This window comes from Klebsiella terrigena (assembly GCF_012029655.1).
Classification (GTDB): Bacteria; Pseudomonadota; Gammaproteobacteria; order Enterobacterales; family Enterobacteriaceae; genus Klebsiella; species Klebsiella terrigena.
On sequence record NZ_CP050508.1, the window covers coordinates 5,257,181 to 5,271,950 of the forward strand.

At 58.3% G+C, this 14,770-nt stretch carries 15 protein-coding genes; 4 read left to right on the top strand and 11 right to left on the bottom strand.

What is annotated here, in order from left to right; all coding sequences use genetic code 11:
• Positions 1–80 precede the first annotated feature (80 nt).
• A complete protein-coding gene (aphA, locus tag HCK03_RS24650; protein ID WP_041143604.1) occupies positions 81–794 on the bottom strand; it encodes an acid phosphatase AphA in 714 nt (237 codons plus the stop codon).
• A 289-nt stretch (positions 795–1,083) separates the two neighbouring features.
• Positions 1,084–2,277, bottom strand: a complete 1,194-nt coding sequence (gene tyrB / locus HCK03_RS24655; RefSeq protein WP_041143603.1) for an aromatic amino acid transaminase — start codon at positions 2,275–2,277, stop codon at positions 1,084–1,086.
• Positions 2,278–2,365: 88 nt separating this feature from the next.
• On the opposite strand from tyrB, the gene HCK03_RS26510 reads away from it, so the two are divergent.
• Positions 2,366–2,500, top strand: coding sequence for a hypothetical protein (locus tag HCK03_RS26510; protein ID WP_256870230.1), 135 nt, complete (start codon positions 2,366–2,368; stop codon positions 2,498–2,500).
• Here the strand turns inward: HCK03_RS26510 and alr are convergent.
• Together alr and dnaB are read right to left on the bottom strand one after the other, a co-directional pair.
• On the bottom strand, positions 2,497–3,576 hold the full coding sequence (gene alr / locus HCK03_RS24660) for an alanine racemase (protein WP_041143602.1): 1,080 nt from the start codon (positions 3,574–3,576) through the stop codon (positions 2,497–2,499). The two genes, HCK03_RS26510 and alr, sit on opposite strands and share 4 nt — an antisense overlap.
• A gap of 143 nt (positions 3,577–3,719) precedes the next feature.
• Complete coding sequence (dnaB, locus tag HCK03_RS24665) at positions 3,720–5,135, bottom strand: replicative DNA helicase (RefSeq protein ID WP_041143601.1); 1,416 nt, start codon at positions 5,133–5,135, stop codon at positions 3,720–3,722.
• Positions 5,136–5,198: 63 nt separating this feature from the next.
• Between dnaB and HCK03_RS24670 the strand changes: the two genes are divergently transcribed.
• Positions 5,199–6,182 carry a quinone oxidoreductase gene (locus tag HCK03_RS24670; protein WP_041143600.1) on the top strand — a complete coding sequence of 328 codons (984 nt, stop codon included), beginning with the start codon at positions 5,199–5,201 and terminating at the stop codon, positions 6,180–6,182.
• 335 nt (positions 6,183–6,517) lie between these two features.
• Here HCK03_RS24670 and pspG read toward each other — a convergent pair whose 3' ends face one another.
• The 3 genes from pspG to HCK03_RS24685 all read right to left on the bottom strand — a co-directional run bounded on the left by pspG (position 6,518) and on the right by HCK03_RS24685 (position 8,488).
• Positions 6,518–6,760: an envelope stress response protein PspG gene (gene pspG / locus HCK03_RS24675; protein WP_041143599.1), complete on the bottom strand. Its 243-nt coding sequence runs from the start codon at positions 6,758–6,760 to the stop codon at positions 6,518–6,520.
• A gap of 138 nt (positions 6,761–6,898) precedes the next feature.
• Entirely contained in the window at positions 6,899–7,897 is a 999-nt protein-coding gene (gene dusA / locus HCK03_RS24680; RefSeq protein ID WP_143717711.1) for a tRNA dihydrouridine(20/20a) synthase DusA, read from the bottom strand.
• A 102-nt stretch (positions 7,898–7,999) separates the two neighbouring features.
• Positions 8,000–8,488, bottom strand: coding sequence for a cupin domain-containing protein (locus HCK03_RS24685; protein WP_041143598.1), 489 nt, complete (start codon positions 8,486–8,488; stop codon positions 8,000–8,002).
• 114 nt (positions 8,489–8,602) lie between these two features.
• On the opposite strand from HCK03_RS24685, the gene zur reads away from it, so the two are divergent.
• Positions 8,603–9,118, top strand: a complete 516-nt coding sequence (gene zur / locus HCK03_RS24690; protein ID WP_041143597.1) for a zinc uptake transcriptional repressor Zur — start codon at positions 8,603–8,605, stop codon at positions 9,116–9,118.
• A 106-nt stretch (positions 9,119–9,224) separates the two neighbouring features.
• On the opposite strand, the gene HCK03_RS24695 is transcribed toward zur, so the two are convergent.
• From HCK03_RS24695 to HCK03_RS24710, 4 genes are all read right to left on the bottom strand, one after another.
• Complete coding sequence (locus tag HCK03_RS24695; protein WP_041143596.1) at positions 9,225–9,434, bottom strand: CsbD family protein; 210 nt, start codon at positions 9,432–9,434, stop codon at positions 9,225–9,227.
• Between the two features lie 126 nt (positions 9,435–9,560).
• The gene (gene dinF / locus HCK03_RS24700; protein ID WP_041143595.1) at positions 9,561–10,877 is read right to left on the bottom strand and encodes an MATE family efflux transporter DinF; all 1,317 of its coding nucleotides are present in this window, start codon (positions 10,875–10,877) and stop codon (positions 9,561–9,563) included.
• A 70-nt stretch (positions 10,878–10,947) separates the two neighbouring features.
• Positions 10,948–11,556: a transcriptional repressor LexA gene (gene lexA, locus HCK03_RS24705; protein WP_041143594.1), complete on the bottom strand. Its 609-nt coding sequence runs from the start codon at positions 11,554–11,556 to the stop codon at positions 10,948–10,950.
• A gap of 262 nt (positions 11,557–11,818) precedes the next feature.
• Entirely contained in the window at positions 11,819–12,187 is a 369-nt protein-coding gene (locus HCK03_RS24710) for a diacylglycerol kinase (RefSeq protein ID WP_041143593.1), read from the bottom strand.
• 129 nt (positions 12,188–12,316) lie between these two features.
• On the opposite strand from HCK03_RS24710, the gene plsB reads away from it, so the two are divergent.
• The gene (plsB, locus tag HCK03_RS24715; protein WP_041143592.1) at positions 12,317–14,740 is read left to right on the top strand and encodes a glycerol-3-phosphate 1-O-acyltransferase PlsB; all 2,424 of its coding nucleotides are present in this window, start codon (positions 12,317–12,319) and stop codon (positions 14,738–14,740) included.
• The last annotated feature ends 30 nt before the right edge of the window (positions 14,741–14,770 follow it).

The window sequence follows — 14,770 nt, forward strand, 5'->3', positions numbered from 1 at the left end:
CTTCCGGAGCGGATTTTGTACAAAAAAACGGCAGCCCACCGGCTGCCGCTGTTGCTGGCTGTTATTTCGCCCGCAGGCAATCAGTAATCGGAGTTCACAATCACCTCTTCTCCCTGGGCCCCGGCCATCGGCAAAGGCTTGTAAGAGGAGTTGGAGGCGCGCAGAATGCGAATACCTCGTGCGCCCGCGTCACGGGCGGCGCCAATATCGTTATCCGAGTCGCCGTAGAAGACCTTGATGTTTTTCTCCTGCAGCCACTGGGTTTTCGTATTCTGTCCCGGCTTATCGCCGGCAAAAATGACCGGATTCATGTTTGACGCGGGGATCAGGAAATCATCCTGCAGGGTTTTCGAGACCGTTTCGGTTTTGGTCTGACTGCGGCCGGTTACAAAATAGATGCTATCGCCGCGCTTAACGTGCATCGCAATCAGCTGACGCGCGACCTCTTTCGGCATGCTGAAATCATCCCAGCCGTTGTTCATTTTTTCCCAAAACTCGGGATTTTTCAGGTAAGCATCGCTGCCGGGAGAGAATGTCTTCTGGCCGCGCCAGAATCCAGGGCTGGAAAACAGCACGGTATCGTCAATATCAAAGCCCACCGCAATCGGCTGGCGCCCCAGCAGGCTATTTTCAATCTGCGCCACCGATACCCAGTGAATCGGCGCCTGTTCAGCGAGCTTAGCGACGTTGGTTCCCGTCGAGAGGGGCTGCGGCGTCGAGGCGCGGGCAACGACGGCGCTATTGAGCGTGAACAGCAGGCAGACGGCCCCGAAGGCCAGGGTGATTTTGCGCATATTTATCCCTATAAACCGTCATCATTCAAACGGCCTCTTTGACGGCCACGGTTAGCCGAACGCTCCCTGGAGCTGAGACGCACGTTGCATGATGGCGAGTGTAAATAACCGAATCATTATAATTTTCAATAATGTGCATGCTTATAAATTCACCATGACCTTAACCTCCGCATCCGGTGATGAAAAGAGGTTTCTGCTCGAATGTCATAGAAAAAGAGAATGATCACACTTCGGGAGGGGGAAACCGCCCTCTCCTTAACGCCGGAAAGGGCCGGGTACTGCTGCGGGGCTATAGCACTGCAGAAAATGCCTGCGCGACGCGCTGAACGTTGCCCGAGTTAAGGCCCGCCATGCACATTCTTCCGCTGGAAATCAGATAGACGCCAAACTCTTCCCGCAGGCGATCGACCTGAGCGGCGCTCAATCCCGTGTAGCTAAACATACCGCGCTGCTTGAGCAGGTAGTCAAAGTTAACGCCGGGGACCGCCTCTTTCAGGACGTTCACCAGCTCCTGACGCATCGCTAAAATGCGCGTGCGCATCTCTTCGACTTCCGCCAGCCATGAGGCCTTCAGCTCCGCGTCGTTCAGCACGGTGGCAACCACCTGCGCCCCGAAGTTCGGCGGGCTGGAGTAGTTACGGCGTACGGTTGCCTTCAGCTGGCCGAGCACGCGTCCCGCCGTTTCGCTATCTTCGCAAACCACCGACAGGCCACCTACGCGCTCGCCGTACAGGGAGAAGATTTTCGAGAACGAGTTGCTGACCAGCATCGGCATACCGGCGCTGGCAATCGTGCGGATCGCCCAGGCGTCATCTTCCATGCCCGCGCCATAACCCTGGTAGGCGATGTCGAGGAAAGGGATCAGGCTGCGCGCTTTCAGCACTTTTGCCACTTCATCCCACTGGTCATGGCTCAGATCGGCGCCGGTTGGGTTATGGCAGCACGGATGCAGCAGCACGATATCGCCTTCAGGCAGCGTGCGCAGCGTCTCGAGCAGCGCCTCAAAGCGCACGCCGTTGGTCTCATTATCAAACCAAGGGTAAGCACTTACTTCGAATCCAGCCCCTTCAAAGATGGCGATGTGGTTTTCCCAGGTCGGATCGCTGACCCATACGCGCGCCTGCGGGAAGTAGCGCTTGAGGAAATCCGCCCCCACCTTCAGCGCGCCGGAACCGCCCAGCGTCTGAATGGAAGCCACGCGCTGCTGCTGCAGTACCGGGTGATCGGCGCCAAACAGCAGCGGCGCAATGGCGCTACGGTAAGCATTCAGACCCTCCATCGGCAGATACAGCGAGGCGCCGTGCGGCTGTGCGTTAAGGCGCGCTTCCGCTTCCGCCACCGCCTTCAGCTGCGGGATAATTCCGGCTTCGTTGTAGTACAAACCAATGCTGAGGTTTACTTTGTCGCTGCGAGGATCTTCTTTGAAACGCTCCATTAAGGAGAGAATGGGGTCGCCAGCGTAGGCGTCAACTTTCTGAAACACGCGATGTTTCTCCAGGTTTACAAAAGGCAGGTCATAACACAATAAACCGGATGCCGTGGCAGGTCGAGAGGATGTTGGCGGATTGCCGATGACGATCGCCCGCCAGGACGCCGACGGGGCTTTTCCCGGCCGCAGCGCTGGCGCCGTAGCCGGGCTGTCGGGTAGCGCCCTGGCCCCGGCGGCCGTGACGCTGCCGGGGAATATTGCGGTAAATCGGGGCTAATCGACGTACTTCATCGAAACGCGTGAAGTCAGGCGTGTGATAAGTTCGTAAGCACTTACTTTCGTGATTTCTGCAATCCGTTCAACGGGTAAACCTTCTCCCCACAGCACCACCGGATCGCCGGATTTCTCCTGCGCCTCGGGGCCGAGGTCGACGCAGATCATATCCATTGCCACGCGGCCGACAATCGGCACTTCCCGACCGTTAACCAGCACCGGCGTACCGGACGGCGCGGCGCGCGGATAGCCATCGCCGTAGCCCATCGCCACTACCCCGAGACGGGTATGGCGTTCGCTAATCCAGGTCCCGCCGTAGCCCACCGGCTCGCCCGCTTTATGCTCGCGAACGGCAATCAGGCTCGAGGTCAGCGACATCACCGGCTGGCAGCCAAAATCGGCGCCGGTGGATTGATTCTCTAACGGCGACACGCCGTAGAGAATAATGCCCGGACGCGCCCAGTCAAAATGCGACTGCGGCCACAGCAAAATCCCGCCGGAGGCGGCGATAGAGCGCAGGCCAGGCTTGCCATCGGTAAAGGTGGTGAAGATATCCAGCTGCCGCTCGGTGGCCCCGCACTCCGGCTCATCCGCGCGGGCAAAGTGGCTGACGACGTTCACCGGCTGGCGGACGTTTTTACAGCGGCTCAGGCGCTGGTAGAAAGCCTCCGCCTCTTCCGGCAGCACGCCCAGCCGATGCATGCCGGTATCGAGCTTCATCCAGACGCTGACCGGTTCGCTCAGCTCTGCGCTTTCCAGCGCGGCCAGCTGTTCGGGGCTATGCACCGCCGTTTGCAGGCGCTGGGCGGCAATCACCGGCAGATCGCTGGCTTCAAAAAAGCCTTCCAGCAGCAGGATCGGCTGCGTGATGCCGCCCGCCCGCAGGCGTAGGGCTTCTTCAAGCCGGGCAACGCCGAAGGCGTCGGCATCAGGGAGCGTTCGCGCGGTCTCGATAAGACCGTGTCCGTAAGCGTTCGCTTTCACGACTGCAACCAGCTTGCTGGCAGGCGCCAGTTCACGCAGACGTTGCAGGTTGTGTCGCAGAGCGCGGCGGTTAATGACTACAGTTGCCGCTTGCATTTAAGTTCCTTAATAAAAGAGTCGCCGGTATCCATCGCGCTGCCGGAAGGCGACAGGCCCGGGCGCCCCGGGAGCTTAATAGGCTAAGTGACCGAGACGGGCGGGCGAGTCAACGTACCAGCGGCGTGAAGGACTACGGAGATTTACTCATCATCATACTGAGGGCCGGCATAGTTATCGAAGCGCGACCATTGCCCGTTAAACGTCAGACGTACCGTACCAATGGGGCCGTTACGCTGCTTACCAATAATAATTTCGGCGATGCCTTTCAGGTCGCTGTTCTCGTGATAAACCTCATCACGATAGATAAACATGATTAAGTCGGCATCCTGCTCGATAGAGCCTGATTCACGGAGATCGGAGTTTACCGGGCGCTTATCGGCGCGCTGCTCCAGGGAGCGGTTAAGCTGCGACAGGGCCACCACCGGCACCTGCAGCTCTTTGGCCAGCGCCTTCAGCGAGCGGGAGATTTCGGCGATCTCCAGGGTACGGTTATCGGAGAGCGCCGGTACGCGCATCAGCTGCAGGTAGTCGATCATAATCAGGCCAATGCCGCCGTGCTCGCGGGCGATACGGCGGGCGCGGGAGCGCAGCTCCGTCGGCGTCAGGCCGGAGGAGTCATCGATATAGATATTGCGTTTTTCCAGCAGAATGCCCATGGTGCCCGAAATTCGCGCCCAGTCTTCGTCATCCAGCTGGCCGGTACGAATACGCGTCTGGTCGACGCGCGACAACGAGGCCAGGGTACGCATCATAATTTGCTCAGAGGGCATCTCGAGGCTGAAAATCAGGACCGGCTTATCCTGCAGCATCGCCGCATTTTCGACGATGTTCATCGCAAACGTCGTTTTACCCATCGACGGACGCGCCGCGACGATGATCAAATCCGACGGCTGCAGACCTGCGGTCTTTTTATTCAGGTCGTCATAGCCGGTATTGACGCCGGTGACGCCGTCGTGCGGCTGCTGGAACAGCTGCTCGATACGCGCAACGGTCGCATCAAGCACTTCGGCGATATTTCGCGGACCTTCGTCTTTATTCGCGCGGCTCTCGGCGATCTTAAAGACCCGGGACTCGGCCAGATCGAGCAGGTCTTCGCTGGTGCGGCCCTGGGGGTCAAAGCCCGCTTCGGCAATTTCGTTCGCCACCGAGATCATTTCGCGGACAACGGCACGTTCGCGCACGATATCGGCATAAGCGCTGATGTTCGCCGCACTTGGCGTATTTTTTGAGAGTTCAGCCAGATAGGCGAAACCGCCTACGCTGTCCAACTGCCCCTGGCGCTCAAGCGATTCCGCGAGCGTAATAAGGTCAATCGGGCTGCCGGTTTCCTGCAGGCGGGCCATTTCAATAAAGATATGACGGTGCGGACGCGTGTAAAAATCTTCTGCAACAACGCGCTCGGCGACGTCGTCCCAGCGTTCGTTGTCCAGCATTAAACCGCCCAACACCGACTGTTCCGCTTCAATCGAGTGCGGCGGTACTTTCAACCCGGCGACCTGCGGATCGCGAACTCGGGGTTCAGTCTGGGGTTTGTTGAAGGGTTTATTTCCTGCCATATTGAATGGAATTCCCGGTATAGAAATTGGCTCGAAAGGTTACCACATAGTTCAGGAGGAAGCATGGCAACACGTATTGAATTTCACAAGCACGGTGGCCCCGAAGTTCTGCAGGTGGTGGAGTTTGTGGCAGGGGATCCGGCAGAGCACGAGATACAGGTAGAGAACAAAGCTATTGGTATCAACTACATCGATACCTACATTCGCAGCGGCCTCTATCCGCCCCCTGCGCTTCCAAGCGGATTAGGTACCGAAGCCGCCGGCGTGGTGAGCAAGGTCGGGCGCGGCGTCACCCATATTAAAGCCGGCGATCGCGTCGTTTACGCCCAGTCGGCGCTGGGCGCCTACAGCTCGGTGCATAACGTCCCCGCCGATAAGGCCGCGATTTTGCCTGCGGCCATCTCCTTCGAGCAGGCGGCAGCCTCCTTCCTTAAGGGGCTGACGGTCTATTATCTGCTGCGTAAAACCTACGAAATCAAAGCCGGTGAGACGTTCCTGTTCCACGCCGCGGCCGGCGGCGTCGGGCTGATAGCCTGCCAGTGGGCGAAGGCGCTGGGCGCCAGGCTCATCGGCACCGTCGGCAGTGCGCAAAAGGCACAGCGTGCGAAGCAGGCCGGAGCCTGGGAGACGATCAACTATCGTGAAGAGAATATCGCCGAGCGGCTAAAAGAGATTACCGAGGGTAAGAAGGTGCACGTGGTCTATGATTCCGTGGGTAAAGACACCTGGGAGGCCTCGCTTGACTGTCTGCAGCGGCGAGGGTTGATGGTCAGCTTCGGCAACTCCTCCGGCCCGGTTACCGGCGTTAATCTGGGGATCCTCAACCAGAAAGGTTCGCTGTACGTTACCCGCCCTTCTCTGCAGGGCTATATCACCAACCGCGAAGAGCTGGTGGAAGCCAGTAACGAGCTCTTTTCGCTGATCGCCAGCGGGGTGATAAACGTCGACGTTGCCGAGAGCCAAAAATATCCGCTGGCCGACGCACGACGCGCGCACGAGGTGCTCGAAAGCCGCGCCACCGAAGGCTCAAGCCTGCTGCTGCCGTAATAGCAAAACGCCCCTGCTGCCTGAACGGGAAACCTCCCTAAATAATCCGGGCGGCAGAAAGGCGGCAAGATAGCGAATCCCCGGGAGCTTACTCCAGTAAGTGACCGGGGTGAGTTAACGCAGCCAACGCACCTGTAGTTCGAAGTATGACGGGAGAGTCGGGAGGGTAGAAAAGTTTAGGGCTTCCAAATGGAAGCCCTTACTTTTTTTAGTTCGGCTGTATGTAGGGTACAGCGCGATGAATTCGTTAACGCGCTAATAGTGACAGATTTAATAAGCAAAACCTACGCCGTTTTATGCAAAATTCCTCAGGTTGTGACCTACCACTCACTACCTTAATAACGCCAGCGGTTGTTGCTACGGTAGCGGGTGATTTTTGGCTTATTTATCGCCCGGATCACCCATACCACCGCAACGGCCAACAGCAGCCACGGCAGCAGTTTAATCATCATCGCAAACAGACCGCCGACGAACATCAGCGCCGTCGCCGCAACAATCGCGGCAATAATGCCCAGCAGCGACACGCCGGTCACCAGCAGCATCACAAAAAAACCAATAATAAATAGCAGTTCCAGCATCGTCTTCTCTCCAAAGCAATAGCCCTCTGTACTCAGGCATTACAAGAAGCGTGCCAATTATAATTTATTGAATTTAAAGCAAAACGCCCTGAAGTTAACTTCAGGGCGTGGCGTATTTGACTAAATTTTAGCGAAACGTTAACGCTTATCGGCCACCAGCTTCAGCGCGTGTTCCAGGACGTTAATATCCGCCCCGGCCTTGTGTGCGTTTTCACTCAGGTAGCGACGCCACTGGCGAGCGCCGGGGATCCCCTGGAACAGGCCCAGCATATGGCGGGTCACATGGCCAAGATAGGTCCCGTTGCTCAGCTCACGCTCGATATACGGATACATGGCGCGCACCACGGCAACCGGGTCAGTATCCGCGCCACTGGCCGCAAAAATCTCCCGGTCAACCGCGGTCAGCATGCCTGGATTCTGGTACGCTTCGCGCCCAACCATCACACCGTCCATATGCTCAAGGTGCAGCTTCGCCTCTTCCAGCGAGCGGATCCCACCGTTGATCGCCATCGTCAGATGCGGAAAATCACGCTTTAGCTGGTAGACGCGCGGGTAGTCCAGAGGCGGGATCTCGCGGTTCTCTTTCGGGCTCAGGCCGGAAAGCCAGGCTTTGCGGGCGTGGATGATAAACATATCGCATTCGCCTTTCCCGGATACGGTATCGATGAAATCACACAGGAACGCATAGCTATCCTGGTCATCAATGCCAATACGCGTTTTTACCGTTACCGGAATCGAGACCACGTCGCGCATTGCCTTAATGCAGTCGGCAACCAGCTGCGCATTGCCCATCAGGCAGGCGCCGAACATTCCGTTCTGCACGCGGTCAGACGGGCAGCCGACGTTGAGGTTGATCTCATCGTAGCCGCGCGCTTGCGCCAGCTTCGCACACTGCGCCAGCGCAGCCGGATCGCTACCGCCCAGCTGTAGCGCAACGGGATGCTCCTCTTCGCTGTAGGCCAGATAGTCGCCTTTACCGTGAATAATCGCCCCGGTGGTCACCATTTCGGTGTACAGCAGCGTATGGCGCGACAGCTGGCGCAGGAAGTAGCGGCAGTGCCTGTCGGTCCAGTCGAGCATCGGTGCGATGGAAAAACGGTGGGCAGCAAAAGCGGTAGAAGTTGATTCTGGCATCATGGCGAATAAACAGGCATCCGGGTAAAAAGGGGCGCTACTATAGCACAAAGATAAACCACAGGCGCATAGCGCCAATGGTCATATCCTGGGGTGAGAAAAACGCTATTTCCTGCGCGGCTTGCCATCGTGAGGACCGAAGAACTGCGGCGGATGGTCAACCCAGCGATCCTGGCGCGTCGCGGCGTAGCTGGGGTTAAGCGGATAGTAGATCCGGTTAAATTTTTTATTCGCTTCGCCGACCACCAGCAGGCACACCTCCTCCTCGGTGTTGTTCAGGAAGGTATGGCATACCCCGGTACCGGCGGGAAAACCCACGCTGTCCCCGGGTTCCAGCTTCCACAGATAGCCGTTTATCCACACTTCCGGATACCCTTCCAGCACGTAGATAAACTCTTCTTCATCGCTTTCCGCATGCGGATAAGAGGTGCGACGCCCCGGCAGCAGGCGTTCATGATGGATCCCCAGCCGGTTTAGCCGTAAACCCCGGGCCAGCGGCGCGCCGATGGAAAAGAGCTCGGTGCTGTCAGGATAGGTGGCATCATCCGGCCCCTCCAGCTCGCGCCAATGTCGAATGCAATCAGGTCGTTTCATCGTTTTCTCCCGAAAATGAGATGCATCAGGTATAGCACAAACCGTGGGTTCTCGGCGTTTTGCCTGGATCGTGATAAAGTAACAACTTCATCGTTACGCAACCAGAGGATGCTCATGGATAAGTCCACTTCGCAAGAAATGTTAGCGCATGCTGAAAAGCTCTGCGCGCAGCGGGGCGTGCGCCTGACTCCGCAGCGCCTGGAAGTGTTGCGCCTGATGAGTCTGCAGCAGGGGGCGATCAGCGCCTACGATTTGCTCGATCTGCTGCGCGGTAAAGAGCCGCAGGCCAAGCCGCCAACGGTCTACCGGGCGCTGGAGTTTCTGCTGGAGCAGGGTTTCGTGCACAAGGTGGAATCAACCAACAGCTATGTGCTGTGCCATCTGTTCGATCAGCCAACCCATAGCTCAGCGATGTTTATCTGCGATCGCTGCGGCGTGGTGAAAGAAGAGTGCGCGGAAGGCGTAGAGGACATCATGCATACGCTGGCGGCAAAAATGGGCTTCGCCCTGCGCCATAACGTCATTGAAGCACACGGGCTGTGCGCGGGATGCGTCGAAGTAGAAGCCTGCAACACGCCGGGGCACTGTCACCACGACCACACCATCCAGATTAAAAAGAAAGCCCGCTGAGGCGTTAGCCGCAGCGGGAATCAGGGGATTTTCGTACGTCCTTGTACCGTTCGGGCAGGCAATAACAATGCGTTAAAACAAAGGGTTAACGCTTTATGTCCGATCGCTACCAGCGATAGTCATTTTTGGTTTCCCAGTCAGACACTTCTTTCTCTGCCTGATCTTTAGCGTAGCCGTAACGCTCCTGGATTCTACCGACCAGCTGGTCGCGCTTGCCCTCGATGACGGTCATATCATCGTCGGTAAGCTTGCCCCATTGCTCTTTGGCCTTACCTTTTAACTGTTTCCAGTTACCGCCGATTTCGTCTTTATTCATAATTCAATCCTCATCGTTCGGTGAGTTAACAGCCCGCTGTGTGCCGGACGTATGATTAACTATAGATGAGAATTCTGAGTTAATTTTATTATTCGGAATCTTTAACCATCTTTACGACAAAACACGTTATGAAAACCAGGTTCCACGCTGCCAGTGCCGCCGCCAGATCAGCGCCAGCGACAGGCCCCGCAGCGCCAGGAACACCGCCAGCGCCAGCCACAGTCCGTGGTTACCGAGCACCGGCAGCGTCAGCAGGGTTAAGGCAAAGCCCAAGGCGGCCACCGCCATGCTGTTACGCATTTCGCTGCCGCGCGTCGCGCCGATAAACATCCCGTCCAGCAGATAGCACCAGACGCCGATCGTCGGCAGAATCATCTGCCACCACAGATAGCGGTCGGCGAGCTGCTGGAGCGAAGGTATTGAGGTCAGCAGAGCGATAATCTGCTCGCCCGCCACGCTGTAGATCAGCGCAAACGCCAGCGCGACCATGCCGGACTGTCGACAGGCGGCCCGCCATACCTCCAGCAGCTTGCTGCCGTCGCGCGCGCCGTAGGCCTGCCCGGAGTGGGCCTCCACGGCGTAGGCAAAGCCATCCAGCGCATAGGCGGTGAAGGTTAGCATGGTCATCAGAATGGCGTTCACCGCCACGATATCGCCTCCCAGACGCGCACCGAACACGGTCACCGCCCCGAAGCAGAGCTGCAGCAGCAGCGAACGCAGCATGATGTCGCGGTTGAGGGCCAGCAGCCGCCGGATGTCGCCGCGCCAGGCGCCCTTGAGCATAGCGAACGACACGCCGCGCAGCGTCAGCACGCGTTTCACCATCAGCAGACCAATGATAAAGGTGGCGTATTCGGCGCTCACCGTCGCCAGCGCCGCGCCCTGCACGTTCATGTGCAGACCCATCACCAGCCACAGATCGAGGACAATATTCAGCAGGTTGCCGACAATCAGCAGGATCACCGGCGCGCGGGCATACTGGACGCCCAGCAGCCAGCCAAGCAGCACCAGGTTAGCTAACGATGCCGGAGCGCTCAGCCAGCGGATCTCCAGGAAACGCCGGGCCTGCTCCAGCACCGCTTCGCTGCCGCCGACGATATGCAGCGCGAGGTTAATGAGCGGAATACGAAACACAACGATCAGCAGACCGGCGGCCAGCGCCAGGCCAAGCGGCTGCACCAGCGCGCGCGCCAGGCGAACGGGATCCTTTGCGCCAAACGCCTGCGCCGTCAGGCCGGTGGTACTCATTCGCAGAAAGAGCAGCAGCATGAACAGGAAGCTGGTCGCCGTCGCGCCGACCGCCACGCCGCCCAGATAAACCGGGCTATCAAGATGGCCGATGACCGCAGTATCCACCAGGCCCAGCAGCGGGACGGTGATATTGGAGAAAATCATCGGTAGCGCCAGGCGCCACAGGGCCTTATCAGCAGCATTAAAAAACATGGGGGAAAGCCTGAGCGAGGAGAGATAGCGCAGCATCATGCATCAGACGATGCTGCGTTAGAGAAGGCGCTTACAGCCACTCGCCGTTGCGGATGACGCCGACGGCCAGACCTTCAATGGTAAAGCTTTGCTCGCGTAGGTTCACCACGATCGGTGAAAACTCGCTGTTTTCCGGCAGAAGTTCGACGACGTTACCCTGCTTTTTAAGGCGTTTAACCGTCACTTCTTCATCGATGCGTGCGACCACAACCTGCCCGTTGCGCACATCCTGCGTTTTGTGTACCGCCAGCAGATCGCCGTCCAGAATACCGATGTCTTTCATCGACATACCGCTGACGCGCAGCAGGAAGTCCGCGCTCGGCTTGAACATTGCCGGGTCGACCTGGAAGTGGCCTTCGATGTGCTGCTGCGCCAGCAGCGGCTCGCCGGCAGCGACGCGGCCAATCAGCGGCAGGCCGGGCTCTTCTTCAGTCAGCAGACGAATACCGCGGGAGGCACCGGAAATGATCTCGATTGCGCCTTTACGCGCCAGCGCTTTCAGATGTTCTTCCGCCGCGTTTGGGGAACGGAACCCCAAGCGCTGAGCAATTTCCGCACGCGTCGGCGGCATGCCCGTCTGGCTGATATGATCCCTGATGAGATCAAACACCTCTTGCTGCCTGGTCGTTAACGCTTTCATTCCGCCCCCTGGGTGTATATACAGTTATGCTGTGAGTATATACAGCTAACGGTGATTTTGGAATCAAATTTCACACATAAATCAGGAGATTCTTTTGTTTTGATGCCCGCCGGAGCCGGTTAACGCAGAGGGGATGGTGGCGAGGCGCTGCGGCTCCACGCGAGACAAAAAAACGCGTGGAGGGAGGCTCGCCGGCCTCCGGCCCACGGACGCTAAACCGGGGCGGTGGACGGCAAACCCGATAGCCTGATGCTAGCGGCGCTTAGCGATAGTGCGACCACAGCAGCGTAACCCAGACGATCAGCGCGATGACGATCGCCAGAAAGACCGCCGCAGAGCCCATATCCTTCGCCCGTCCGGAAAGCTCATGGTGCTCGGAGCCAATCCGGTCCACCACCGCCTCAATCGCGCTATTAAGAATTTCGACTATCATCACTAACAGGACCGAGCCTATCAGCAGCACGCGCGTCACGGCGTCAACATCCAACCAGCAGGCGATCGCAATGGCAATAACGGTGGCGATCCCTTCCTGACGAAAGGCGGCCTCATTTATCCATGCCGCACGAAAACCTTTCCAGGAATACCCTGCTGCTTTAATGATTCGGGTTAACCCGGTGGTATTATTGGCCATCAAAAGAACCTTTTTATGTAAATGACGTCAATGAGTGTACGCGTTTGCCGCGTGGCGACGGAAATTTTGCGCACTTTCTGTTATTCTTGCCGCGCATTTGCATGATTAACCAGAGGCTTCACATCGTTTATGTCCGGCTGGCAACGAATTTACTATAAATTACTTAATTTACCATTACGGCTGCTGGTAAAAAGCAAGTCTATTCCCGCAGAGCCTGCTCAGGAATTAGGACTGGATACCTCGCGTCCGATTATGTACGTTCTGCCCTATAACTCGAAGGCAGACCTGCTGACGCTGCGCGCGCAGTGCCTGGAGCACGATTTAGCCGATCCGCTCGAGCCGCTCGAAATCGACGGCACCCTGCTGCCCCGCTACGTCTTCATCCATGGCGGCCCGCGCGTATTTACCTACTACACGCCGAAAGAAGAGTCCATCAAGCTGTTCCACGACTACCTGGATCTGCACCGCAACCACCCTGACCTCGATGTGCAAATGGTGCCGGTGTCGGTGATGTTTGGTCGTGCGCCCGGGCGCGAAAAAGGCGAGCTCAATCCGCCGCTGCGCATGCTTAATGGTATTCAGAAATTCTTCGCCGTGCTGTGGCTGGGCCGCGACAGCTTCGTGCGCTTCTCGCCGCCGGTGTCGCTACGCCGAATGGCGTCCGAGCACGGAACCGACAAAACCATCGCCCAGAAGCTGGCCCGCGTGGCGCGTATGCACTTCGCCCGCCAGCGCCTGGCCGCCGTCGGCCCGCGCCTGCCCGCTCGTCAGGATCTGTTCAACAAGCTGCTGGCGTCAAAAGCCATCGCCCGTGCGGTGGAAGACGAAGCCCGCAGCAAGAAAATCTCCCACGAGAAGGCGCAGCAAAACGCCATCGCGCTGATGGAAGAGATCGCCGCCAACTTCTCCTACGAGATGATTCGCCTGACCGACCGCGTGCTGGGCTTTACCTGGAACCGGCTGTATCAGGGCATTAACGTTCACAACGCCGAGCGCGTGCGGCAGCTGGCGCATGAAGGGCACGAGATCGTCTACGTTCCGTGCCACCGTAGCCATATGGACTACCTGCTGCTCTCGTACGTGCTCTACCACCAGGGGCTGGTACCGCCGCATATCGCCGCCGGCATCAACCTCAACTTCTGGCCAGCAGGGCCGATTTTCCGCCGCGGCGGCGCGTTCTTTATTCGCCGTACGTTTAAGGGCAACAAGCTCTACTCAACGGTATTCCGCGAATATCTTGGCGAGCTGTTCAGCCGTGGCTACTCGGTGGAGTACTTCGTCGAGGGCGGACGCTCCCGTACCGGGCGCCTGCTGGACCCGAAAACCGGCACCCTGTCGATGACTATTCAGGCGATGCTGCGCGGCGGCACCCGGCCAATCACGCTGGTTCCCATCTACATCGGCTACGAGCACGTGATGGAAGTCGGAACCTACGCCAAAGAGCTGCGCGGCGCGACGAAAGAGAAAGAGAGCCTGCCGCAGATGCTGCGCGGCCTGAGCAAGCTGCGTAACCTCGGCCAGGGGTACGTTAACTTCGGCGAACCGCTGCCGCTGATGACCTATCTCAACCAGCACGTGCCGGAGTGGCGCGAATCTATCGATCCTATCGAAGCCATTCGCCCGTCCTGGCTGACGCCGACGGTAAACAGCATCGCCGCCGATCTGATGGTCCGCATCAACAACGCCGGCGCGGCAAACGCCATGAACCTGTGCTGTACCGCGCTGCTGGCATCGCGCCAGCGTTCGCTGACCCGCGAGCAGCTGACCCAGCAGCTTGAGTGCTATCTCGATCTGCTGCGTAACGTGCCCTACTCTCCGGACGCGACCACGCCGGCGGCTTCCGCCAGCGAGCTGATTGACCACGCGCTGAAGATGAATAAGTTCGAGGTCGAGAAGGACACCATCGGCGACATCATTATTCTGCCGCGCGAGCAGGCGGTGCTGATGACCTACTACCGCAACAACATCGCTCATATGCTGATGATGCCTTCGCTGCTGGCGGCGATTGTGACCCAGCATCGGCGGATCACCCGCGCGGAGGTGCTGCGTCACGTCGAGATGTTCTATCCGCTGCTGAAGGCCGAGCTGTTCCTGCGCTGGGAAAAAGAGGAGCTGGCGAGCGTTATCGATGCGCTGACCGCTGAGATGCAGCGCCAGGGCCTGCTGGTGCTGAGCGATGATGAGATAAGCATCAACCCGTCGCACTCCCGCCTGCTGCAGCTGCTGGCCGCCGGCGCGCGTGAAACGCTCCAGCGCTACGCCATCACCTTCTGGCTGCTGAGCGCGAATCCTTCGATTAACCGCAGTTCGCTGGAGAAAGAGAGTCGCACGATGGCCCAGCGCCTGTCGGTTCTGCACGGTATCAACGCGCCGGAGTTCTTCGATAAGGCGGTATTCAGTACTCTGGTACTGACGCTGCGTGACGAAGGCTACATTAGCGATACCGGCGACGCCGAGCCGGAAGAGACGCTGAAGGTTTACCAGATGCTGGCGAACCTGATTACCTCGGATGTGCGTCTGACGATTGAAAGCGCCGCGCAGGATGAAGCGTAGCGCCTGAGACCTGCCCCGGCCTGCGCATCG